The following is a 23,107-nucleotide window of genomic DNA, read 5'->3' as shown; positions in this document are numbered from 1 at the left end:
CCACGGAAGGGGCGCACGTGCGCGACTCCAGCACGGGGCTCAACGGAACCACCGCCTCAGGGAACACCGCTCGACCCTCCAGACGTACCGTTCTCGCCGCCACCGCGGGGATCACCGCCGCACTGGCGGTCGGCTCCCCCGCCCTCGCCGCCGACGGTCCCGCACCGGTGGACGACGACCGGCTCCGGGCGCTCATCTCCGGGATGACCCTGGAGGAGAAGGTCGGCCAGCTCTTCGTGATGCGGGTCTACGGCCACTCGGCGACCGCTCCCGACCAGGCGGACGTCGACGCCAACCTCAAGGAGATCGGCGTCCGCAACGCCGCCGAGCTGATCGAGAAGTACCGGCTCGGCGGCATCATCTATTTCGCCTGGGCCCACAACACGCGCGACCCCCACCAGATCGCCGACCTCTCCAACGGCATCCAGAAGGCGTCCCTGGACCTTCCGCGCGGCCTGCCGATGCTGATCGCCACCGACCAGGAGCACGGCATCGTGGCCCGCGTCGGCAAGCCGGCCACCCTGCTGCCGGGTGCGATGGCACTGGGTGCCAGCGGGTCGAAGGCGGACGCGAAGGCCCTGGGCCGGGTGGCGGGTTCGGAGCTGACGGCGCTGGGCATCCGCCAGAACTACTCGACGGTCTGCGACGTCAACGTTAACCCGGCCAACCCGGTGATCGGCGTGCGCTCCCTGGGCGCCGACCCGCAGGCCGCGGCCCGGCTGGCCGCCGCCGAGGTGGTGGGCTACCAGAACGCCGGCGTGGCGGCCACCGCCAAGCACTTCCCCGGCCACGGCGACACCGCCGTCGACAGCCACTACGGCTTCCCGATCATCACCCACAGCCGCGAGGAGTGGGACGAGCTGGACGCCCCGCCGTTCCGGGCGGCGATCCGGGCCGGGATCGACTCGATCATGACGGCACACCTGATGGTGCCCGCGCTGGACCCGTCCGGCGACCCGGCCACGCTCTCCCGGCCGATCCTCACCGGCATCCTCCGCGAGGAGCTCGGCTACGACGGCGTGGTGGTCACCGACTCCCTCGGCATGCAGGGTGTGCGGACCAAGTACGGCGACGCGCGGGTGGCGGTGATGGCGGTCCAGGCCGGCGTCGACCAGCTGCTCAACCCGCCGGACATCAGCGTCTCGTGGAACGCGGTGCTGGACGCGGTCCGAAGCGGCGAGCTGACCGAGGCGCGCCTTGAGGAATCGATCCTGCGCATCCTGCGCCTCAAGGCGAAGCTGGGCCTCTTCGAGGACCCGTACGTCACCCGCGACGGCGTCGACGAGGTGGTGGGCACGCACGCCCACTACAAGGCGGCCGACCGGATCGCCGACCGCACCACCACGCTGCTGGTCAACGAGGGCAACCTGCTCCCGCTGAACCGGCTGAGCCACCGCAGGATCCTGGTGGTCGGCCCGGACCCGGCCTCCCCGTCGCTCTCCGACGGCCCCACCACCAAGGTGATCGCCGCGGAGCTGGCCCGGTTCGGCTTCGCCACCACGGCCCGCACCACCGGCACCGCGCCGTCCGCCTCCGTGATCGCGGGGGCGGTCACGGCCGCGGCGGACGCGGACGCGGTGGTGGTGGCCACCTACAACGTGACGGCGAGCAGCGCGCAGCGGACGCTGGTGCAGCGCCTGCGGGAGACCGGCCTGCCCGTGGTCGTGGTGGCGGTGCGCAACCCGTACGACGTGGCGCACCTGCCGGACGTGCGGGCCGTGCTGGCCTCCTACTCGTGGACCGACACGGAGGTGCGCGCCGCCGCGCGGGTCATCGCCGGGGAGGTCTCGCCGAGCGGCAGGCTGCCGGTGCCGGTGCAGCGGGCCGACGCCCCGAGCGAGGTGCTGTTCCCGATCGGGCACGGGCTGACGTACTGACCCCCGGGCGGCGCGGCCCGCCTGGGGTACCGGGCGGCCTGCGGTACCCGGGGGCCGTCCATCCGCCGTACGCGGCCTGCGCCCGTCATCGCCGCACAGATACCGGTTCGGCCCCATTCCTCCCCGAGGCCCGGCGTGTCCCGCTCCCCCGCGGGGCAGGCTGCTGCGGGGGGATGGACCGATGCGGATTTCTGCTGTGGCGGTGGCGGGCGCCGTGCTGCTCGGCGCGCTGCTGGGCACGGGGTGCGGGCCCGGCGCTCCGTCAGGATCACCCAAGTCGCCGGAGGCGGCCGGGGCCGAGGCGGACGGCCGGGGGCAGGCCACGGCGGGGCCGTCGCCGACGGGTCACGGCGAGGTGTTCCTGGCGGTCGGCGCGTGCGGTTCGTCCGGGTCCCGCGGCTTCGCCGAGGTGCCCTGCACCAGCGAGCGGGCGGTGGCCCGGGTGACCGCGCGGCACGAGGGGAGGCCCACGGGCGGCCCCGCCTGTCCGGCGAACACCGACTTCGTGCTCCACGTCAGCGACCGCGGGTCCGCCGCGGACGAGGACGGCGACGGCGTCACCCCGCGCGGGTACGCCTGCATGCGCAACCTCCAGCCGCCCCATCCCGGCGACCCGGGCGGCGGGGGCGGCCCGCTCACGGTGGTCGGGGACTGCGTCCACGGCACCGGCGAGGGCGAGGTCCGCGAGACGGCCTGCGACGGCACGGGCGAGCACGCGCCGGAGTTCGAGGTCACCCGCGCGGTGACCGACCGCGACCGGTGCCCCGCGTCGACCGACCTGTACGTGCGGCTCGGCGGCGACCGGCCGGTCGGCTGCGCCCGCGAGCTCTGAGGCGGCACGGCGCACGGCGCACGGCGCACGGCGGCACGCGAAGGCCGTGCCGTGCGGGGCCTCCCCCGCACGGCACGGCCGGTACCGCCCGTCGGTGACGTGTCAGGTCACCGATGTCGTGTCAGGTCACGGACGGAGCGTGGGCTCCCGCTCCACGTCCCGCTTGTCCAGCTTGGCGTCGAACTTCGCCAGCGGCTTCGCCTTGGCCGGGTCCGCCTGGACGGCGGCCGGGGCGACGCCGGCCCACTCGAGGATCCGCGCGGTGGCGAGCGCCTTCTCCTCCGGGACCAGACCGGCGACGTTGGCGCCGTGGTTCATCCCGGGCGCGGTCAGCACGTAGGAGTCCTTCGCGCCCTTGCCCAGGTGGAACGGCTCGGCGCCCCACGGGTCGTTCTGCCCGTAGACGAAGAGCATCTGACGCGCGTTCCTGCGCACCCAGTTGTCCACGTCGCGCATCGCGGACGGCTGGAACCGCATCGGGATGGAGCGCGGCACGAAGTTCCGCGGCGGCTGGTAGCCGTAGCGGATCAGCTCGTCCTCGATGTACGGGAAGGTGATCGTGGGCGCGCCCAGCTGGGTGCCGGCCTGGTAGTAGTACGGCGTGTACGGGCTCAGGCCCTGGTCGGTGTAGAAGGAGAACCCGGAGATCGTGTCGACCGAGTTCCAGATCTCCTCGTCCGTGGCGTTCGCCGCGTCGGCCGGGATCGAGGCGCAGTCGGCGACCGTGCTGTACTGCCAGAAGCCCCACACGTAGTCCAGCACCACGGCCTCGTAGGCGCGGTCCATGGAGCCGATGGTGTCGAAGGTCCAGCCGTTCTCGGCGGCGGCGGTCCGGTAACGCTCCATCAGGGCGTCCCGGCGGACCAGCGCCTCGCGCTGCACGCCGTTGAGGCGGTCGCGGCACTCCTTGGTGCCGACCGTCGCGAAGAACTCGTCGTACGCCGAGTCCTCCTTGTTCACCACGTCGTTCGGGGCGACGTAGGCGACCACGCCGTCCATGTCGCGCGGGTAGAAGCGCTCGTAGTAGGTGGCGGTCATGCCGCCCTTCGAGCCGCCGGTGGACAGCCACTTCTCGCCGTAGATCGGCTTGAGGGCCTGGAAGATGCGGTGCTGGTCGCTGGCCGCCTGCCAGATGTCCAGGTCCGACCAGTCGGCCGGGTCCGGGCGGGACGGCGAGAAGAACCGGTACTCCATGGAGATCTGGTTGCCGTCGACGATCTGGGTGGGCTCGCGGCGGCTCGGGTTGGTGGAGACGCTGTAGCCGCCGGTGTAGAAGACCGTCGGGCGCGAGACGTCCTTGTGCAGCACGGTGATGCGCTGCTGGAACGTGCCCTTCGACGGGTCGCGGTGGTCCACCGGCTGGGTGTAGTTCAGCACGAAGAAGCGGTAGCCGGTGTACGGCTTCTCCTGGATCAGCTTCATCCCGGGTATCGCGAGCAGCCGGTCCAGGATGTCCGCCTCGGCGGCGACGCCTGCGGTGGCCGCGGTGGCGGCCGTGGTGGCCGTGGCCTCGGGCTGGACGGCGGTCGCCGTCGTCGCCGTGCCCAGTGTGCCCATCAGCACACCGAGCGCCACCGCCCCTCTGAGCGCGTTGCGCATGCACCCTCCCCTGGGAGTCATAGGTGGCCCGAACCTACCGGTGCGTCACCCGTCCCACCAGGGGCGGACGGTGGATTCCGTCACCCCGGTACCGCCGCCCGCTGCCGCCGCCGTCCTCCCGGCACCGTCTCCGGCCCGATTGTGGTGCGGCGGCACCGTGCGGCCGCACCGCCGTTCAGTCGCTCCCCGTCCGGCCGTCGCCCGTCCGGCCCTCGTCCGTCCGTCCCCCGCCCGTCCGGCCGCGCCGCGCGATGAGGGCCGCCACCCCGTCGAGGACGACCTCCAGGCCGAACGCAAAGTCGGCGTCCGCGTCGTCCACTCCGTGGGTCTCGTCCGTCCCGCCCGGCGCGTCGAGGGCGTCGGAGGCGAGGAGGCGCGTGACCGCCGGGTGCCGTTCGGGGTCGGTGAGGGCGGCGAGGGTTCGCCGGTAGCGGCGCAGGATCTCGTCCGGCGGGCTGCCGCTCGCCGTGTACGCGGCGTCCAGGTCGGACCGCAGCGTCGCCCCGTCGCGGACGTACCCGCCGACCAGCATGAGCACGCCGAGCTTGGCGCCCTCGTCGAGCCCGGTGCCGTCGAGGGCCGCGAGGCCGCGTTCCATCCACGCCACCGACCTGGGGCTCGCGGGAGGGCCGGACACCGGGATCCGCAGGAGCCAGAGGTTGCGGTGGAAGACCTCGCGCTGCGCCCGCGCCCAGTGCGTCAGCGCGGCACGCCACCCGGCCCCGCCCGGCGGCGGAGGGGGAGGCTCGGGCATCACCGCCTCCTGCATCAGGACGTAGAGCTCGTCCTTGGCGCCGACGTACCGGTAGAGCGACATCGGCGAGACGCCCAGCTCCTTGGCGACGCGCCCCATGGACACCGCGCCGATGCCCTCGGCCTCCGCCACCCCCACCGCGGCGGCGACGATGCGGTCCAGGGTGAGACCGGGCTTCGGCCCCTTGGAGGGGCGGGCCCGGAGCCCCCAGGCGGTCGCCAGACTCGCGGGCAGGCCGGTGTCCTCGTCCGCCGTCATCCCTCGCCTCCCTCCGCGACCCGGGCGCCGTTCCCTCGGCCTCGGGGTTGACGCACATCCTAAATCTGCGTAACCCTTACACAGTAACGCGTATGCCTTACGCAGTACGCCACGCGGCACACCGCCGGAGAGGGGCGAGGACATGCCCGGCACACCTGCCATCGAGGCCGTCGGCCTCCGCAAGAGCTACCGGGGGGCCGAGGTCCTGCACGGCCTCGACCTGACGGTCCCGCGCGGCGCGGTGCACGCGCTGCTCGGCCCGAACGGCGCGGGCAAGACGACCACCGTGCGCATCCTGGCCACGCTCACCGAGGCCGACGCCGGCACCGTCAGGGTGGCCGGGCACGACCTGCGCACCGAGCGGTCCCGGGCCCGCCGCGCGCTCAGCATCGCCGGACAGTTCACCGCGCTCGACGAGGCGCAGACCGGTGCGGAGAACCTGGTGATGCTGGCCCGCCTCGCCCGCCTCCCCCGCGCCGCCGCGCGCACGAGGGCCGCCGGACTCCTGGAACGCTTCGAGCTCACGCACGCCGCCGACCGCCTGGTCAGGACGTACTCGGGAGGCATGCGCCGCCGCCTCGACCTGGCCGCGGCCCTGGTGGGCCGGCCCGACGTGCTCTTCCTGGACGAGCCGACCACGGGTCTGGACCCGCGCAGCCGCCGGGAACTGTGGAACGCCGTGCGCGAACTGTCGGCGGGCGGCACGACCGTCCTGCTGACCACCCAGTACCTGGAGGAGGCCGACCGGCTGGCGGACCGGGTCGCCGTGATGCACGACGGGCGACTGGTCGCCGAGGGCCGCCCCGAGGAGCTGAAACAGCGGGTCGCCGGGCACCGCCTGGACGTCGTCCTGGCCGACGCGGACGCCTACCGGCGCCTGGTTCCGCGGGCGGTGTTCGAGGAGCGCGAGACGCTCACCCTGGGCTTCCCCACCGACGGGGGCGCGCCCCACGTGCGGGCGCTGCTCGACGCGCTGGACCCCGACGGCACGGCCGTCGAGCGGTTCTCGCTGCACACGGCCACGCTCGACGACGTCTTCCTGTCCCTCACCCGGCCCGCGCCCCGCCCGGAGGCCCGCCGTGTCTGACGTCCTGATCATGACCGGCCGCTCGGTCCGGCTCAGCCGCCGCAACGTCGACGCGCTGTTCACGGCCCTGGCGCTGCCGGTGATGCTGCTGCTGATCTTCGTGTACTTCTTCGGCGGCGCCATCGACACCGGCACGCGGTACGTCACCTACGTCGTCCCCGGGGTCCTGCTGCTGTGCGCCGGCTTCGGCTCGGCCGGCACCGCCGTGGCCGTCACCGAGGACCTCAAGGGCGGCATCATCGACCGCTTCCGCTCCCTGGACGTCGGCGGCGCCGCCGTGCTGGCGGGCCACGTCCTCGCCTCCACGGCCCGGAACCTGATCGCCGTCTCCCTGGTCCTCGCGCTCGCCTTCGCGATCGGCTTCCGTCCGACGGCGGGCCCGGGCGGCTGGTTCGCCGCGCTCGGGCTGCTGGTCGCCTACATCGCGGCGCTCTCCTGGCTGTCCGCGGTGGTCGGCCTCCTGCTCAGGTCCCCCGAGGCGGCCGGCGGCTTCACCTTCTTCGTGAGCTTCCTGCCGTACCCGAGCAGCGCCTTCGTGGAGACCGACACGATGCCGTCCTGGCTGCGGGGGTTCGCCGAGCACCAGCCCGTGACCCAGGTGATCGAGGCGGTGCGCGGGCTGCTGCTGGGGCAGCCGGTGGGCTCGGTGGGATGGGTGGCGCTCGCCTGGTGCGCGGGTGGCCTCGCCGTCGCCGTGGCCGTCTCGGGGCCGCTGTTCAGGCGGCGGGCGGTCTAGGGACGGTCCACGGGCCGTGCGGCGGCCGGCGCCGCGGGTCCGGCCTCCGCGGGTGCGGCGGCGGCTGCGGGGGCCGCGGGTGCCGCGGCGTCGGCGGGCGCCGCGGGTCCGGCGGCGGGGGTCACCGGTCCGGTCGTGACGTCGAAGGCGTGGGTCACCTCGGGGGCGGTGCCCTCCGCGAGGAGGCCGCGCGCCTCCTCCTCGGCCCGGCGGTCACCGGCCGTCAGCCGGCCGTGGTGCTGCGCCAGGTGTTCCGCCCAGGAGCCGACCAGGTACGTCTCGACGAACCGTTCCGGGTCCGCGCCGTCCTGGTAGAGGCCCCAGGAGAGGGCTCCCGTGCGGCGCCGGGAGCGGGCCACGTGCCGCATGCGGTCGGTGAAGGCGGCCCGGTTCCCGGGCGCGATCCGGTACACGACGGAGACGAGCACCGGGCCGTCGGCCGGGCCGGGCTCGAAGACCAGCGGCGGGTCCGGCCAGTGGTCGGACAGGGCCGGGTCGACCCCGTCCATGTCGTGCAGCGGCCAGCGGCGCACGCTCACGGCGCAGACCACCAGCAGACCGGCGCCGGCCAGCAGCGCGGCGGTCAGCCCCAGCCCGTCGGCCAGCGCGCCCCACACGGGGGCGGTCAGGGCCTGCCCGCCCTGGAACACGACGAGGTAGACGGCGAGGCCCCGCCCCCGGACCCAGCCGGGCAGCCGCTGCTGGACGGCCGCGTTGAGCGTGGACAGCACACCGATCCAGGCCAGCCCCGCGGGCAGCAGCGCCACCGCCGCGAGCCAGGGCTGACGGGTGGTGGCCAGCACCGCCAGGGCCGCGGCGAAGACCGTCGCGCCCGCGGCGAGCGTGCCGTTGGCTCCCAGCAGGCGCCGGGCGGCGGGCAGGACGAAGGCGCCGCACACCGCGCCCAGCCCGACGACGCCGAGCAGCACGCCGTACCCGCCGGAGCCGAGTCCCAGGGACCGGCCGGCGACGACGGGCAGCAGCGACCACAGGGCGGCGCCGCCCGGGATGAACAGGGCCGTGCGCAGCAGGATCCGGCGGACGCCGGGCGCGTGCCACACGTAGCGGCGGCCGGCCTGCACGGCCGCCGGCAGGCTCTCGCCCCCGGCCGCGGGACGGGGCGCGGCCGGGCGCCGCCACAGCAGGAGGACGGCGGCGGTGCCGAGGTAGGACAAGGCGTTGAAGGCGAAGACCCAGCCCGCGCCCGCCGCGGCGATCGCCACGCCGCCGAGGGCCGGGCCCACCGCACGGGCCAGGTTCATGTTCACGGCCCCCAGCGCCGCCGCCTGCCCCAGCTGCTGTCGTTCGACCAGCTCGGGCTGGATCGCCTGCCACGCCGGGCCCATCAGCGCGGTGCCGCAGCCCAGCAGGAAGGTGAGGCCGAGCAGCAGGGCCGGGGTGGCCGCGCCCCGGAACACCAGCGCGGCCAGCACGGCGGAGACGGCGAGCATGGAGAACTGGGCGACCAGCAGCAGCTTGCGGCGGTCGTACCGGTCGGCGAGCACACCGGACGGCAGCGCGAGCAGCACGACCGGGAGGCTGGCGGCGGTCTGCACGAGCGTCACCAGGGCGGCGCTGTGCCCGACGAGCAGCCATTGGGCGCCGACCGTCTGCATCCAGGTGCCGGTGTTGGACACCAGCTGCGCGATCCACAGCGCGCGGAACACGCGCGCCGCCAGGGGCGCCCAGGCGCCGGCGCCGTCCGGTACCGCCGTGCGCCGGAGTTTCGACCGTTCGCTGTCCATCGTGTCCGTGCCCGTTCCTGACGCCCGTCGACCGTGAAGTGCCGCGTGTACCGCGTGATGTGCCGCCGCGGCTGCTGCGCCGGCCACGCTAGGCGGGGCCGGTCCGGCCGGGTTTCCGGTCGGTGCACCGGAGCTTGCCCGGCAGTGCACCGCCTCCGCCGGACGGCCCGCGGGGGTGACCGAAGCGGGTTCGGGCTTCGGGGCGCTGCTGCGGCAGTCGCGTCCGAAGGCGTCAGCCGCGGCGGCGGTGCAGGGCGACGTGCACCGTGTCGAGGGCCTGGACGAGGGCGGCGCGGGCGGCGTCCGTGTCCCGCAGCGGGTCCAGCACCGTGAACCCGTGGACGGTGCCGTGGTAGCGCATGGAGACCACCTCCACGCCGGCCGCGCGGAGCTTCGCCGCGTAGGCCTCGCCCTCGTCGCGCACCACGTCGGCCTCGCTGGTGACCACCAGCGCCGGCGGGAGCCCGGTGAGCTGCTCCACTGTCGCCCGCAGCGGTGACGCGGTGGCCAGGGACCGCCGCCGCACGTCGGGCAGGTACTGGTCCCAGAACCAGCGCATCGTCTCGCGGCCGAGGAAGTACCCCTCGGCGAACTCCTGGTACGAGGGGGTGTCGAAGTCGGCGTCGGTCACCGGGCAGTGCAGCACCTGCTGCAGGAGCCGCACGTCGCCGCGCTCCTTGGCGAGCAGGGTCAGCGCCGCGACCAGGTTGCCGCCGGCCGAGTCGCCCACGGCGGCCATCCGGCTGCCGTCCAGGCCGATCTCGCCGCCGCGCCCGCAGATCCACCGGGCGACCGCGTAGCACTGCTCGAGGGCGACCGGGTACTGCGCCTCCGGGGCGCGCTCGTACTCGACGAAGACCACGGCCGCGTCCGTGCCGAGGGCGAACGCGCGCACCAGGCGCTCATGGGTGCCGGCGTCGCCCAGGACCCACCCGAGCCCGTGCAGGAACAGCACGACGGGGATCCGGCCGACGCTGCCGGCGGGTCTGACCACCTTGACCTGGACGTGCCCGGTCGGCCCGCCCGGCAGGGCGAACCACTCCGTGGAGGTGGCCTCCTCCTCGTCGAAGGGTCCGGGGCTCCGCTGGAGACGGGCCAGGTCCCGGCGGGCCCGTTCCGGGTCCGGGTGGCGCGCCGATCCCGGACAGGCGTGCCGGTCCACGAAGGCCCTGGTGGGGCGGTCGAGGACGGTACGGGGGCGGGCCGGAGGGACAAGGTCGTTCACACGGTCTCCAGTCGGGCCGTGGGCGCCGGCGTGCCGGCCGGGGGCCGCCCGGTCCGGTCCTGCTCGGCGCGCAGGCCGCGCCATTCCCGGGGCGAGACGCCGTAGGCGGCGCGGAAGGCACGGCTGAAGTGGGCCGGGCTGACGAAGCCCCACCGCTGGGCCACCGCGGACACGGTGGGGGCCGTCCTGCCACGGCGGGCCAGTTCCCGGCCGCACTCCTCCAGACGCCGTTGCTGGATGAGCCGGCCGACGGTGATCCCCTCCCCCTCGAACAGCCGGTGCAGGTACCGGATGGAGATCCGGTGCCTGCGGGCGATGCTCTCCGGGGAGAGGTCCGGGTCGCCGAGGTTCCGGTCGATGTGCTCGCGCACGCGCAGCAGGAGATGGGCCCGCGTGCTGTCGGTGTCGGTGCCGCCCGGGTGGAGCTGGTCGGCGATCAGGGTGGCGAACAGGTCGACGACGTTGCCGGCCAGCCGGTTGGTGACGGCCGGGGAGTGGCGGTCGGTCGAGGTGGCCAGGGAGGTCAGGAACGGGAGCAGCACCGCGCCGACGCCGGTGCCGGTGCCGATGACGCGGCCCGTGACCTCGCGGACGTCGGTGTCCGGAACGCCCAGCGCGCGGCGGGGCAGCTGGAAGACGTGCTTGACGTACCGCAGCGGGTGGTCGAAGGAGTACGGCCGTGTCGTGTCGTACACGACGAGGTCTCCTTCGCCGACCTCCGCCCGTCGCCCGTCGTGGAGGAAGGTGGCCGTGCCGGACACCTGGAGGCCGACCGCCACCAGCGCCTCCGCCGAGGCGCCGATCAGTGCGGGGGTGCGGCTGAGCCGTTCCGCGTCGGCCTCCAGGGTGGAGACCTGGAGGTACCCGAGGCGGCGGGTGGCGATCCGGCCGCGGAACGGGCCGTCGCCGCGCGGGGCGACCGACACCGGCACCAGCGTCCTGCTCACCGCCTCGTTCCAGTAGGCGACCTTGTCCAGGTCCGGCACGGAGTCGGTGGTCAGCACCAGGCTCACGTCGCTCTCCGCTCAGGGGTGTGACATCGGGTGGGGAACCGGACGGGCAGGGGGTTCCGCGGGTGCGTGACCCCCCGCCCGTCCGTGGACACCAGCCAATCAGCGGGCGACCGCCGGTCCCAGGCAGAACCACAGGCAGAAATGCCGGCGGAACGCCGGGCGCCCGCCGCGGCGTCACTTCGCCAGGAAGGCGAGGAGCGCGGCGTTGACCTCCTCAGCGTGGGTCCACAGCAGTCCGTGCGGGGCGCCCTCGATCTCGACGTAGTCCGCGGACGGGAGGGCCTTGTGGAAGGGCCGCGCGGTGCCCTCGGCCGGCAGGATCCGGTCGGCCGTGCCGTGCAGGATCAGGGCGGGCACGTCGATGGCGGGGATGTCGGCCCGGAAGTCGGTGTACCAGGTCGACGGCGCGGCGGCCGCGGCGAAGGAGCCGCCGCCGGCGGCGACGTTCCAGCTGTTGCGGACCGTCTCCTCGCTGATCCTGGTGCCCAGGTTCTCGTCGAGGTTGTAGAAGTCCTCGAAGAAGGCGGTGTAGTAGGCGTAGCGGTCCTGCCGCACGGCGGCGACCACGCCGTCGAAGAACTCCTTCGGGGCCACTCCGTCCGGGTTGTCCTCGCTCTTGAGCAGGCAGGGTTCCAGCGAGGCGAGGAAGGCCACCTTGGCGACCCGGGAGGAGCCGTAGGTGGAGACGTACCGGGCGACCTCGCCGGTGCCCATCGAGAACCCGACCAGGACCGCGTCCCGCAGGTCGAGGGTCTCCATGACGGTGTTGAGGTCCGCCGCGAAGGTGTCGTAGTCGTAGCCGGCGGTCGGTTGGCCGGACCGGCCGAAACCGCGGCGGTCGTAGGTGACGACCCGGTGGCCGGCGGCGAGCAGGGCGGCGCTCTGCCGCTCCCAGGAGTGGCCGTCGAGGGGGAAGCCGTGGATGAGCACGACCGTCTGCCCGGAGCCGTGGTCCTCGTAGTAGAGGTCGACGGTGGTGGAGTTCTCCTGCCCCACGGTGATGTACGGCACGTCGCTTTTTCCTTCGTCCGGAGTGGGCGGCGCGCGCGGATGCGTGCTGCGCCGCGAGGAGGCGGGCCGCCGTGCGGACGGTGTCGCCCTCGCGGGTCCACGCGTCCTGGCCGCCGCCTCCTCGGGCATCACGCTAGGGCGGTCCTCCCGCCCTCTCTTCTCCTGGAACGCACCGCCGGTTGACCGCGAGCGCCAGGGGTTCAGCGGTGGTCGACGGCCGGTTCGGGGGCGCCGATGAAGGTGTGCCACAGCTTCGCGTAGCGACCGTCCCGGGCGAGCAGCTCGTCGTGGGTGCCGTCCTCGGCGATCCGGCCGTGGTCCATCACGACCACCCGGTCGGCCTTGGCCGCCGTGGTGAGCCGGTGGGCGACGACCAGCGTGGTCCGCCGCCCCGCCAGCTTGTCCGTGGCGGCGTTGACCTGCGCCTCCGTGGCGAGGTCCAGCGCGGCGGTGGCCTCGTCGAGCAGCAGCACGTCCGGGTCGACCAGCTCCGCCCGGGCCAGCGCGATCAGCTGCCGCTGGCCGGCGGAGAGGTTCCGCCCCCGCTCGGCGACGGCGTGGAGGTAACCGCCCTCCAGGGTGGCGATCATCTCGTGCGCCCCGACCGCCCGTGCCGCCGCCTCGACCTCCGCGTCGGTGGCCTCCGGCCGCCCGTAGGCGATGGCGTCCCGGACCGTGCCGGGGAAGAGGTACGCCTCCTGCGGCACCACACCCAGCCGGCGCCGGTAGGCCGTGAGGTCCAGCTCCCGCAGGTCGTGACCGTCGACGGTGACCCGTCCGGCGGTCGGGTCGTAGTACCGGGCCACCAGCTTCACCAGGGTGGACTTGCCCGCGCCGGTCTCGCCGACGAAGGCCACGGTCTGGCCCGCGGGGATCCGCAGGTCGATCCCGGTCAGCGCCGCGGCGTCGTCGCCGTCGGCACCGTCCGCGCTGTCGGCGCCGTAAGCGAAGCGCACGTCCTCGAAGGCGATCTCCCCCCGCACCCCGCGCACCGGCACCGGCTCGGCGGCCGGCCGGGTGGAGGTCGGCTCCCGCAGCAGTTCCTGGACGCGCCCCAGCGAGACCGCGGCCTGCTGGTAGCCGTCGAAGACCTGCGAGAGCTGCTGCACCGGGGCGAAGAACAGGTCGATGTAGAGCAGGTAGGCGACCAGCGCGCCCGCGGTGAGCGTGCCGGCCGCGATCCGCCCGGCGCCCACCCACAGCACCGCCGCCGAGGCGGCCGTGGCGAGGAACTGCACGAACGGGAAGTAGACGGAGATCAGCCACTGGCCGCGGATCCGGGCCCGGCGGTAGAGGTCGCTGCGGGCGGCGAACCGCTCGCCGCCGGAGCGCTCCCGGCCGAACGCCTGGAGGACGCGGAGTCCGGCGACCGACTCCTGGAGGTCGGCGTTGACCGTGGAGACCCGCTCGCGGGCCAGCTCGTACGCCTTCACGCTCGCGCGGCGGAAGAAGTACGTGGTGACGATCAGCGGCGGCAGGGTCGCGAAGACCACCAGCGCCAGCTCCACGTCGATGACCAGCAGGGCGCCCATGATGCCGAAGAAGGTGACCACCGAGACGAACGCGGTGACCAGGCCGGTCTGCAGGAAGGTCGCCAGCGCGTCGACGTCCGTGGTCATCCGGGTCATGATCCGGCCGGTGAGTTCACGCTCGTAGTAGTCCAGGCCGAGCCGCTGGAGCTGGGCGAAGATCTTCAGGCGGAGCGCGTAGAGGACCCGTTCGCCGGTGCGGCCGGTCATCCGCATCTCGCCGATCTGGGCGGCCCACTGGGTGAGCACCACGCCCAGCGCGATCAGCGACGCCACCCACACGCCGCCGAGCGCGGCCCGCTGGACGCCGTCGTCGATGCCGTTGCGGATCAGGACCGGGAGCAGCAGGCCCATGCCCGCGTCGATCGCGACCAGCAGCAGGCTGACCGCCAGCGGGGCGCCGAAGCCGCGGAGCAGGCGGCGGAGGTTGTACTCCTCCTCGGCGCGGACGGCGCGGTCCTCGTCCACCTCGGGGGTGTCGTCCGCCGGGGGCAGGGCGTCGACCTTGGCCAGCAGGTCCGGGGTGGCGGGCATGCCCTCCAGGGCGGCGTCGCGCGGCTCGCGGTCGCCCGTCCACAGGCGGGGGGTGACGCCGCGCTCGGCGTCGAACTCGGCGTCCAGCTCCTCGCGGACCGTGGTGTCGGTGGCCTCGTCGTCGCGCTCGCCGGTGACCGTCCGGACGTGTCCGGGGGAGACTCCGCCGAGCTCGTCGGGGTCGGTGAGCAGGCCGCGGTAGAGCGGGCAGCGCTCGGTGAGCTCCTCGTGGGTGCCGATGTCGGCGAGGCGGCCGGCGTCGAGGACGGCGATCCGGTCGGCGAGGTTGAGGGTGGAGCGGCGGTGGGCGATCAGCAGGGTGGTGCGGCCCCGCATCACCTGGCGCAGCGCCTCGTGGATCTCCTGCTCGACGCGGGCGTCGACGGCGGAGGTGGCGTCGTCGAGGATCAGCAGGCGGGGGTCGGTGAGGATGGCGCGGGCGAGCGCGATGCGCTGGCGCTGGCCGCCGGAGAGGGTGAGGCCGTGCTCGCCGACCTTGGTGGCGTAGCCCTCGGGCAGCGCGGTGATGAAGTCGTGGGCCTGGGCGGCGCGGGCGGCCCGCTCGATCTCCTCCTGGGTGGCCTCGGGCCGGCCGTAGGCGAGGTTGTCGCGGACGGACTCGGAGAAGAGGAAGGAGTCCTCGGGCACCATCCCGATCGCGTCGCGCAGCGACCGGAGGGTCAGCTCCCGCACGTCCCGTCCGCCGACGCGGACGGCGCCGCCGGTGACGTCGTAGAAGCGGGGCAGCAGCAGCGACACCGTGGACTTGCCGGAGCCGGAGGAGCCGACCACGGCGACGGTCTCGCCGGGCCGGATGGTGAGCGAGAGGCCGTCCAGGACGGGGCGGGTGTCGCTGTAGGCGAAGGAGACGTCGTCGAACTCGACGGTGGCGGGCGCGTCGGCGGGCAGCTCGGCGGCGCCGTCCCGGAAGCTCGGCTCGGTGTCGATCAGCTCCAGCACGCGCTCGGTGCCGGCCCGGGCCTGCTGGCCGACCGTGAGGACCATGGCGAGCATGCGGACGGGCGAGACCAGCTGGGCCAGGTAGGCGGAGAAGGCGACGAAGGTGCCGAGGGTGATGTGCCCCTCGACCGCCAGCCAGCCGCCGACGGCCAGCATGGCGACCTGCCCGAGCGCCGGGACCGCCTGCAGGGCGGGGGTGTACTTGGCGTTCAGCTTGATGGTGCGCAGTCGGCCGGCGAAGAGCCGGCGGCCCACCGCGCGGAGCTTCCCGGTCTCCTGCTCCTCCTGCCCGAAGCCCTTGACCACGCGGACGCCGGTGACGGCGCCGTCGACCACCCCGGCGACGGCGGCGGCCTGGGCCTGCGCGTACCAGGTGGCCGGGTGCAGCCGGGTGCGGCTGCGGCGGGCGATCCACCACAGGGCGGGGGCGACGGCCACGGCGACCCCGGTCAGCGGGAGGGAGAGGGCGGCCATCACGCCGAGCGAGATGAGGAAGAGCAGGAGGTTGCCGATCGTCATCGGCAGCATGAAGAGGAGGCCCTGGATGAGCTGCAGGTCGCTGGTGGCCCGCCCGACGACCTGGCCGGTGGACAGCTCGTCCTGGCGGCGGCCGTCGAGGCGGGTGATGGTGCGGTACATGTCCGTGCGCAGGTCGTGCTGCACGTCGAGGGCGAGGCGCCCGCCGTAGTAGCGGCGGATGTACGTCATCACGTAGACGAGGAACGCGGCGCCGATCAGGAGGCCCGCCCAGTGGGCCATCTCCCGGGTGCGGTCGACGATCACGTCGTCGATGATCACCTTGGTGATCAGCGGGATGAGCGCCATCACCGCCATGCCGGCCAGGGAGGAGCCCAGGGCGAGGATCACGTCCTTGGGGTGCCGCCACGCGTACGCCGTGAGCCGGCGCGCCCAGCCGGGCGTCTTCTCCTGTTGCCGCTCCGTCACTCGGGGTGCCCTCCGTCGGTCCTGATCTTCCGCATGGCCCAACGACGACGGGAGCGGATTTCATCCCTCCGCAACAATCGGAGCGGGAACGGAGCGGGAACGGTTCTCCCGAGGCACGGGTGCACGAGCCGCCGAATGCGGCGCCGCCCGGGCGGGTAGGGATCTCCGACGTCGTGCACGGCGGGGGCGGATCCGGGGGGAATCGTGTCGAAGGCGACGGTGGAGTCGGTGCGGCGCGCGGGGCGGGCGCTGGTGACCCTGCACTGGCTGAAGGCTCTGGCCCGGCCGGAGCACCGCGTCCCGGCGGCGGACAGCTTCCGCGGGGTCGACCGGGCGGACGTGGCCGTGGAGAAGCTGCTCCACGCGGCCGCGCCGCTGCTCGTCGAGGCGCTGGGCCGGCAGGGGAAGGCGGAGGCGGCGGCCAGGCTGTTCCGGGAGCTGCCCGATCTCGTGCCGGTGGGCACGGTGTACGGGAAGTGTCTGGCGCCCGAGGAGCGGGCGGGGTTCGTCGCGGGCTACGCGGAACAGCACGCGGTGTGGGTCGAGGAGTTCGGCCAGGACGCGGTGAAGGCCGCCGGTCCGGCATGATCGTACGACTACCGGACGGAAGTTCGAGGGCTGTGGACAATCCCCAGGACGTGCGGCGCGAGGTCCATCAGAATGGGGGCATGCCGATACCTGGGACCGCCGTGCCGAGTCGCGAGGAGCTGATCGAGCACCTCGTCCGCACCCGTATCGCGGGGGACGTCGCCACGCCCCGCGAGAACAACCTGTCCCACTACCGCGCCCTGGCCAACGGTGACCGGTACTACTGGTTCGGCCTGGAGTTCGGTGACCGCTGGGCCGACGAGCAGGACGTGCTGGCCGTCATGGCCGAGCGGGTGGGGGTGGACGACGACCCGTCGCACCGGGTCGGGCAGGACACCATCGACCCGGAGCTCACCGTGTCGGGCCTGGAGCGGATGGCGGCCCGGCTGCGGAAGGCGGCGGAGGACCGGCAGCGGGTGCTGCTGGCCACCGGGCACCCCGGCGGGCTGCTGGACGTGCACCGGGCCACCGCGGCCGCCCTGCGCGCGGCGGGCTGCGAGATCATGGTCGTGCCGGAGGACCTCGGCACCGTCGAGGGCCGGGTGGTGCAGTTCGCCGACGTCGCGGTGGTGGAGCGCGGCGCGAGCCTCTGGCACACCCATTCGGGCGACCCCATGCGGGCGATCCTGTATGCCCTGACCGAGGACGGCCGCCCGCTGCCCGACCTGGTGGTGGCCGACCACGGCTGGGCGGGGTACGCCGCGCAGCACGGCGTGGACGCGGTGGGGTACGCCGACTGCAACGACCCGGCGCTGTTCGTGGCGGAGGCGGAGGGCACCCTCCAGGTCGCCGTGCCGCTCGACGACCATGTCCACAGCCCCCGGTACTACGACCCGATGACCGCCTACCTGCTGTCCGAGGCGGGCCTGTACGAGGCCTGACCCGGCGCTCTGCGCGGCCCGCCGCGGCGGCCTGCGCGGTCGGGCGCGGCGGCCTACGCGGTCGGGCGCGGCGGCCCCGAGGGCGTCGGGTCCAGGTACACCCGGCTGATCACCGGGAACGCCTCCCGCAGCCGCTTCTCGGCCGCCTCGCACGCCCACTCGACCTCGGCGGCGGTGGAGACGTCCCGGAAGTCGACCTTGGCCGCGACCAGCGCCTCCCGCGGCCCCTGGAGCAGGGTGGTCAGCTCCAGGACGTCCTCGATGTGCGGCACGGCGCGCAGTTCGGCGCGGATGCCGTCGCGGACGGCGGCGGGCAGCGGGCGCCCGACCAGCAGCTCGGCGTTGGAACGGCCCAGCACCCACGCGACGTACAGCAGCAGCACGCCGATCAGCAGCGAGGCCACGCCGTCCCACACGCCGGACCCGGTGAGCTGGGTGCCCAGCAGTCCGAGCGCCGCCAGGACCAGGCCGGCGAGGGCGGCGCTGTCCTCCAGGACCACGGCCTTGACCGCGGTGTCGGGCGTGTGGCGCAGGTACCGCCCGAAGGTCGCGCCGTACCGCCGCGCCTCGGCCCGGGTCTGCCGCAGCCCGGTGCGCAGCGAGACCGCCTCCAGCGCGAAGGCCACCGCCAGCACGATGTAGGCGATCAGCGGGTCGCCCGGTTCCTCGCCCTTCACCAGCGTGTGGATGCCGTCGTAGAGCGAGAACACGGCGCCGCCGACGAAGGTCGCCACGGCGGCGAGCAGCGCCCAGATGTACCGCTCCGGGCCGTGGCCCAGCGGGTGGGCCTCGTCGGCCGGTTTCTCGCTCCGGCGCAGGGCGGTGAGCAGCAGCACCTCCGTCACCGTGTCGGCGACCGAGTGGGCGGCCTCGGAGAGCATGGCGCTCGACCCGCTGACGACGCCGGCGACCGCCTTGGCGAGCGCGATCCCCAGATTGGCCACCGCCGCGACGATCACCGTGACGGTGCTCTCGCCGCCGCCCGGAGCCGCCTCATGATCCGTTGTGTCCCGCATGCCCCGATTGTCGCCCGGCGCGGGCCGGGACGCCCGCAGGACGGCGTCCCGCCGCGGGCGGTGCCGCCGAGGAGCCTGCCCCGTCACGGGCCGGTGCCCCGCCGCCCGTCGGGGCGGCGGGGCACCGGGTGCTCACCTCAGCCCAGCGGGATCCGCCGCGCGTCGGAGGGGGCGTCCGTCGCGGACACCGTCTTCGGGACCAGCGAGGCCCCCGGCGCGAAGGACCGCATCGGGCCCGCGACCGGGAGGTTCAGCCGGGTGGCGCCCAGGTCGATCCGGTACGGCGAGGCGGCGCCGTCCACCCGCACCGTGCCGCCGTCGTAGCCGGTGACGACCAGCCCGAGCTGGTGGCCGGCCGGGACCAGGACGTCGTTGGCCTGCAGTTCGACGGTCAGGCTGTGCTTCCCGCCGCCGGCCAGCCGGGCCCAGCCGCGGCCGAGGACCTGGAGGTCGGACTGCTCGATCCGCCGCTCGACCTCCCGGTAGCAGGCGTCGTCCACCGCGGAGGAGGCGCCCCAGCAGGTCTCCGTGGTCAGGGTGCGCGCGCCGTCGCCCGAGGCGGACACCCGCGCGGCCGGGCCGTAGTCGACCAGGGCGACCGAGAGCTGGCCGGTGGGCGCGCCGGTGGTGACGGTGGTGGTCAGCGAGGCGGGGCCGGACAGGCGCAGGTCGTCGGTGAGCCGCCCGGTGGTGAAGAGGAGGCGGGAGTCCATCGCGCCGGACCCCAGCATCTGGGCGAGCCGCCCGTTGGGGTTGTTGGTCCAGGCGGCCTCGCCCTTCTTCCCCCGCGCGCCCAGCGCCAGCGTGCCGTCGGCGCCCGGTCGCAGCGTGGCGACGCGGTCGGTCACCGGCCAGGTGTCGGAGTGGACGACCTCGCCCGGCGCGATCTCGGCGCGCACCGCCGGCTCCTCGGTGATGCCGTTGTCGACGCCGAGGAGTTCGTGGTCGAACCAGCGGTGCAGGGTGTCGACCCACTCCTCCCGGTCGGAGTCGAACGGGTCGACGTGGCCGAGCCGGGTGAGCCACATCTTCCTCTGCACGCCGTGCTCGCCCAGCGCCTCCCACCAGCGGGAGGCGTTCTGGGTGTCGACGTTGGTGTCCTGGAGGCCGTGCATGATCAGCGCCGAGGCCGTGACCCGGGAGGCGTCGCCCAGGGTGCCCTCGCGGTAGTCGCGCTCGTCCCAGAAGGCGGTGTGCTCACCGGTCTCGTCGGCGGCGTCGACCCGCATCCGCTCGAGCTGGGCGGAGCAGTCGACGGACAGGTGCCGTCCCCCGGCCACGTAGGTGGAGAGGTAGTTGGGGTAGCCGTAGGAGAACGGCAGGCCCTGCCAGCGGTCGTAGTCGTACCAGGAGCTGATCGCGCCGATGGGCACGATGGTCTCCAGCCCCTCCGTGCCGAGGGCGGCCACGCCGTTGGCGAGGGTGCCGTCGTAGGACTTGCCGATCATGCCGGTGGCGCCGGTGGTCCAGTACGCGTCGGCCGGGGCGCCGTCGGCGAAGGAGGCGGTGGCGTTGCCGTTCAGCCAGTCCACGGCGGCCTTGGCGGAGAGGATGTCGGAGCGTCCGCCCTGGTCGACGCAGCCGGTGGAACGGCCGGTGCCGGCCATGTCGACGTGGACGACGGCGTAACCGCGGGGCACGAACCAGTTGTCGTACCAGAGCGGGAACGACTTGATGACGCCGTTCTCGTCGTAGGTCTTCTTCTCGCTCTCGTTGCCGCGGCCGCAGCAGGCGAAGTAGGGGCTGGCGTCCATGATCACCGGCACCCGCTCGACGCCGTCGAGCTCGGCGGGGCGGATGACGTCCACGGCTATCCGCTCGCCCCGGCCGTCACCGTCGAGGTCGGGGGCGTCGACCCAGACCGACTCCTTGATCGCCGCCTCGTAGTCGTGGACCGCCGCGGTCTTCCCGTCGGCGCCCAGCCGGGCTCCGGTGCCGGCGAGCGGGACGGTCTCCCCGGCGGCCGCCGCGTCCGGCGCGGCGCCCGCCGCGGGGGCGCCCAGCAGGCCGCCCAGCAGCACCGCCGCCGTGACGGCCGCGCCGGCGGCGGCCGTCAGGCGGTGTCTGCGCCGTGGTGTCGTGTGCCGGGTGGTGCGCGCTGCCAGCAGTTGCATGCCGTCGGCTCCTTCTCACGGGGACAGGGCGCGCCGAACCTAAGCACCCGTCATGTCCGGAACAGATCAAGGTCGTTACCTGTGCGTCAATACCGGTCGTGAGCGGGACGCGTCAATGGGACGGGACGGGTCGACGGAAGGGACAGGCCGACAGAAGGGACGGGACGACGGAAGGGACGGGTCGACGGAGAGGGCGGCGGAAACGGACTAAGGCCCCGCCTCCTGCCGTGCGGCGGCGGGTGGCGGGGCCTCGGAACGTTCGGGTGGACCGGATGCGGCGGCGGCGCGTCAGCGGGGGACGCGGACGACGCCCTCCTGGATGACGGAGATGGCCAGGCTGCCGTCGCGCGTGTAGATGCGCGCCTGGCCGAGGCCGCGGCCGCCGGAGGCGGACGGCGACTCCTGGTCGTAGAGCAGCCACTCGTCGGCCCGGAACGGGCGGTGGAACCACATGGCGTGGTCCAGGGAGGCCCCGACCACGTCCCCGCTGGCCCAGCCGCCGCGGCCGTGCGCGAGGAGCACCGAGTCCAGCAGGGTCATGTCCGAGACGTAGGTGGCGAGGCAGACGTGCATCAGCGGGTCGTCGAGCGGCCCGTCGAGCTTGTCCTCGGTGCGGAACCAGACCTGCGAGCGGGGTTCGCGCGGTTCGCCCACGCTGCCCCACGGCGGCGGGTTGACGTACCGCAGGTCGACCGCGGCCCGCGCCTCGACCATGCGCTCGAGCATCTCCGGCGAGGCGTAGGCGTCCGCGTAGCGCGGCATCATCTCGCCGAAGGTCGGCAGCGTCTCCGGGTCCGGGACCTCGGGCATCGCCGTCTGGTGGTCCATCCCCTCCTCGTGCACCTGGAAGGAGGCGGAGAGGTGGAAGATCGGCCGGCCGTGCTGGACGGCGACCACCCGGCGGGTGGTGAAGGAACGGCCGTCGCGGATCCGGTCCACGTTGTACACGATGGGGGCGCCGGGATCCCCGGCGACCAGGAAGTACGCGTGCAGCGAGTGCGCGAACCGGTCGGCGGGGACGGTGCGTCCCGCGGCGATCAGTGCCTGGGCCGCCACCTGTCCCCCGAAGACCCGGGGGACGACGGCGGCCCGTGACCGACCGCGGAAGATGTCCTGCTCGATCTGCTCCAGGTCGAGCAGATCGAGCAGTGACTGAAGTGCCTGACTCATGTCGCCAGTACTATCCGACGGACTTTTCGCGGACCTTACAGCCCCATGTCCTTGGCGATGATCGTCTTCATGATCTCGCTGGTCCCGCCGTAGATGCGGTTCACCCGGTTGTCCGCGTACAGACGGGCGATCGGGTACTCGTTCATGTAGCCGTAACCGCCGTGCAGCTGGAGGCAGCGGTCGATCACGCGGTGGGCGACCTCGGTGCAGAACAGCTTGGCGGAGGCGGCCTCGGCGGCGGTAAGCTCACCGGCGTCCAGGGCCTCCAGGGCGCGGTCGGCGACGGCCTCGGCCGCGTCCACCTCGGCCTTGCAGGCGGCCAGCTCGAACTTGGTGTTCTGGAACGACGCGACCGGCTTGCCGAAGACCGTGCGGTCCTGGGTGTAGCGCTTGGCGAACTCCACCGCGGCCTTGGCCTGGGCGTAGGCGCCGAAGGCGATGCCCCAGCGCTCGGAGGCCAGGTTCTTGCCGAGGTAGGAGAAGCCCTTGTTCTCCTCGCCCATCAGGTCCTCGGCAGGCACCTTGACGTCGACGAACGCGAGCTCGGCGGTGTCGGAGGTGCGCAGGCCCAGCTTGTCCAGCTTGCGGCCGATCGAGTAGCCCTCGGACTTGGTGTCGACGGCGAAGAGGGAGATGCCGTGACGGCGGTCCTCGGGGGTCGCCGGGGCGGTGCGGGCGCAGACGATCACACGGTCGGCGTGGACGCCGCCGGTGATGAAGGTCTTGGCGCCGTTGAGGACGTAGTGGGTGCCGTCCTCGGAGAGCTTGGCGGTGGTCTTCATGCCGGCCAGGTCGGAGCCGGTGCCCGGCTCGGTCATGGCGATGGCCCACATCTCCTCGGCGGAGACGAACTTCGGCAGCCAGCGCTTCTTCTGGTCACCGGTGGCCAGCATCTTGATGTACGGCAGGGCGAGCAGCACGTGCACGCCGGAGCCGCCGAAGTTCACGCCCGCGCGGGCGGTCTCCTCGTACTGGATGGCCTCGAACTTGTGGGTGTCCAGGCCCGCGCCGCCGTACTCCTCGTCGACGTTGATGCCGAAGAGACCGAGCTCGGCGAGCTTGTAGTAGAACTCGCGGGGCACGATGCCCGCCTGGAACCACTCGTCGTAGACCGGGACGACCTCGGCCTCGATGAAGGCGCGCAGGGTCTCCCGGAACGCCTCGTGATCCTCGTTGAACACCGTACGGCGCACCGCCGCCACCTCCGCCTTCGTCCTGGCTGTGTTTCCGCTG

At 73.8% G+C, this 23,107-nt stretch carries 17 protein-coding genes; 6 read left to right on the top strand and 11 right to left on the bottom strand.

Translation table 11 applies throughout. The annotated features are described in order from the left end of the window. The first annotated feature begins 17 nt into the window (after nucleotides 1-17). Nucleotides 18-1,877: a glycoside hydrolase family 3 protein gene (locus ACWD3O_RS21525; RefSeq protein WP_451416971.1), complete on the top strand. Its 1,860-nt coding sequence runs from the start codon at nucleotides 18-20 to the stop codon at nucleotides 1,875-1,877. A 181-nt stretch (nucleotides 1,878-2,058) separates the two neighbouring features. Continuing rightward, nucleotides 2,059-2,709 carry a hypothetical protein gene (locus ACWD3O_RS21520; RefSeq protein ID WP_451411986.1) on the top strand — a complete coding sequence of 217 codons (651 nt, stop codon included), beginning with the start codon at nucleotides 2,059-2,061 and terminating at the stop codon, nucleotides 2,707-2,709. Between the two features lie 126 nt (nucleotides 2,710-2,835). Here ACWD3O_RS21520 and ACWD3O_RS21515 read toward each other — a convergent pair whose 3' ends face one another. Together ACWD3O_RS21515 and ACWD3O_RS21510 are read right to left on the bottom strand one after the other, a co-directional pair. Then, complete coding sequence (locus ACWD3O_RS21515) at nucleotides 2,836-4,308, bottom strand: S28 family serine protease (protein ID WP_451411088.1); 1,473 nt, start codon at nucleotides 4,306-4,308, stop codon at nucleotides 2,836-2,838. 175 nt (nucleotides 4,309-4,483) lie between these two features. Then, nucleotides 4,484-5,320 (bottom strand): TetR/AcrR family transcriptional regulator C-terminal domain-containing protein, encoded by an 837-nt coding sequence (locus ACWD3O_RS21510; RefSeq protein ID WP_451411089.1) that lies wholly within the window; start codon nucleotides 5,318-5,320, stop codon nucleotides 4,484-4,486. Nucleotides 5,321-5,462: 142 nt separating this feature from the next. Here ACWD3O_RS21510 and ACWD3O_RS21505 point away from each other — a divergent pair, with 142 nt between their 5' ends. Together ACWD3O_RS21505 and ACWD3O_RS21500 are read left to right on the top strand one after the other, a co-directional pair. Further along, nucleotides 5,463-6,407, top strand: coding sequence for an ATP-binding cassette domain-containing protein (locus tag ACWD3O_RS21505; RefSeq protein WP_451416970.1), 945 nt, complete (start codon nucleotides 5,463-5,465; stop codon nucleotides 6,405-6,407). Nucleotides 6,408-6,417: 10 nt separating this feature from the next. Further along, nucleotides 6,418-7,143, top strand: a complete 726-nt coding sequence (locus ACWD3O_RS21500) for an ABC transporter permease (protein ID WP_451417009.1) — start codon at nucleotides 6,418-6,420, stop codon at nucleotides 7,141-7,143. Here ACWD3O_RS21500 and ACWD3O_RS21495 read toward each other — a convergent pair. The 5 genes from ACWD3O_RS21495 to ACWD3O_RS21475 all read right to left on the bottom strand — a co-directional run bounded on the left by ACWD3O_RS21495 (nucleotide 7,140) and on the right by ACWD3O_RS21475 (nucleotide 16,105). Beyond that, a complete protein-coding gene (locus ACWD3O_RS21495) occupies nucleotides 7,140-8,888 on the bottom strand; it encodes an MFS transporter (protein WP_451416969.1) in 1,749 nt (582 codons plus the stop codon). The two genes, ACWD3O_RS21500 and ACWD3O_RS21495, sit on opposite strands and share 4 nt — an antisense overlap. Before the next feature lie 232 nt (nucleotides 8,889-9,120). Next, nucleotides 9,121-10,113 carry an alpha/beta hydrolase gene (locus ACWD3O_RS21490; protein WP_451411092.1) on the bottom strand — a complete coding sequence of 331 codons (993 nt, stop codon included), beginning with the start codon at nucleotides 10,111-10,113 and terminating at the stop codon, nucleotides 9,121-9,123. Then, the gene (locus tag ACWD3O_RS21485) at nucleotides 10,110-11,126 is read right to left on the bottom strand and encodes an AraC-like ligand-binding domain-containing protein (RefSeq protein WP_451416968.1); all 1,017 of its coding nucleotides are present in this window, start codon (nucleotides 11,124-11,126) and stop codon (nucleotides 10,110-10,112) included. Before ACWD3O_RS21485 ends, ACWD3O_RS21490 begins: the two co-directional genes overlap by 4 nt. 174 nt (nucleotides 11,127-11,300) lie before the next feature. Continuing rightward, complete coding sequence (locus ACWD3O_RS21480; protein ID WP_451411094.1) at nucleotides 11,301-12,137, bottom strand: alpha/beta fold hydrolase; 837 nt, start codon at nucleotides 12,135-12,137, stop codon at nucleotides 11,301-11,303. Between the two features lie 200 nt (nucleotides 12,138-12,337). Continuing rightward, nucleotides 12,338-16,105, bottom strand: coding sequence for an ABC transporter ATP-binding protein (locus ACWD3O_RS21475; RefSeq protein WP_451416967.1), 3,768 nt, complete (start codon nucleotides 16,103-16,105; stop codon nucleotides 12,338-12,340). 204 nt (nucleotides 16,106-16,309) lie between these two features. On the opposite strand from ACWD3O_RS21475, the gene ACWD3O_RS21470 reads away from it, so the two are divergent. After that, entirely contained in the window at nucleotides 16,310-16,693 is a 384-nt protein-coding gene (locus tag ACWD3O_RS21470; protein ID WP_451416966.1) for a hypothetical protein, read from the top strand. A gap of 80 nt (nucleotides 16,694-16,773) precedes the next feature. Further along, nucleotides 16,774-17,574 (top strand): phosphatase, encoded by an 801-nt coding sequence (locus tag ACWD3O_RS21465; protein ID WP_451416965.1) that lies wholly within the window; start codon nucleotides 16,774-16,776, stop codon nucleotides 17,572-17,574. Between the two features lie 53 nt (nucleotides 17,575-17,627). On the opposite strand, the gene ACWD3O_RS21460 is transcribed toward ACWD3O_RS21465, so the two are convergent. The 4 genes from ACWD3O_RS21460 to ACWD3O_RS21445 all read right to left on the bottom strand — a co-directional run bounded on the left by ACWD3O_RS21460 (nucleotide 17,628) and on the right by ACWD3O_RS21445 (nucleotide 23,067). Next, nucleotides 17,628-18,590, bottom strand: a complete 963-nt coding sequence (locus tag ACWD3O_RS21460; protein ID WP_451416964.1) for a cation diffusion facilitator family transporter — start codon at nucleotides 18,588-18,590, stop codon at nucleotides 17,628-17,630. A gap of 137 nt (nucleotides 18,591-18,727) precedes the next feature. After that, nucleotides 18,728-20,704 (bottom strand): CocE/NonD family hydrolase, encoded by a 1,977-nt coding sequence (locus tag ACWD3O_RS21455; protein ID WP_451411099.1) that lies wholly within the window; start codon nucleotides 20,702-20,704, stop codon nucleotides 18,728-18,730. A 288-nt stretch (nucleotides 20,705-20,992) separates the two neighbouring features. Further along, the gene (locus tag ACWD3O_RS21450; RefSeq protein ID WP_451411100.1) at nucleotides 20,993-21,874 is read right to left on the bottom strand and encodes an acyl-CoA thioesterase; all 882 of its coding nucleotides are present in this window, start codon (nucleotides 21,872-21,874) and stop codon (nucleotides 20,993-20,995) included. A gap of 35 nt (nucleotides 21,875-21,909) precedes the next feature. Continuing rightward, on the bottom strand, nucleotides 21,910-23,067 hold the full coding sequence (locus ACWD3O_RS21445) for an acyl-CoA dehydrogenase family protein (protein WP_451411101.1): 1,158 nt from the start codon (nucleotides 23,065-23,067) through the stop codon (nucleotides 21,910-21,912). Nucleotides 23,068-23,107 lie beyond the last annotated feature (40 nt).

It is taken from the genome of Streptomyces sp. NPDC002640 (assembly GCF_053592575.1).
This window is presented reverse-complemented; position numbering and strand designations above follow the sequence as displayed.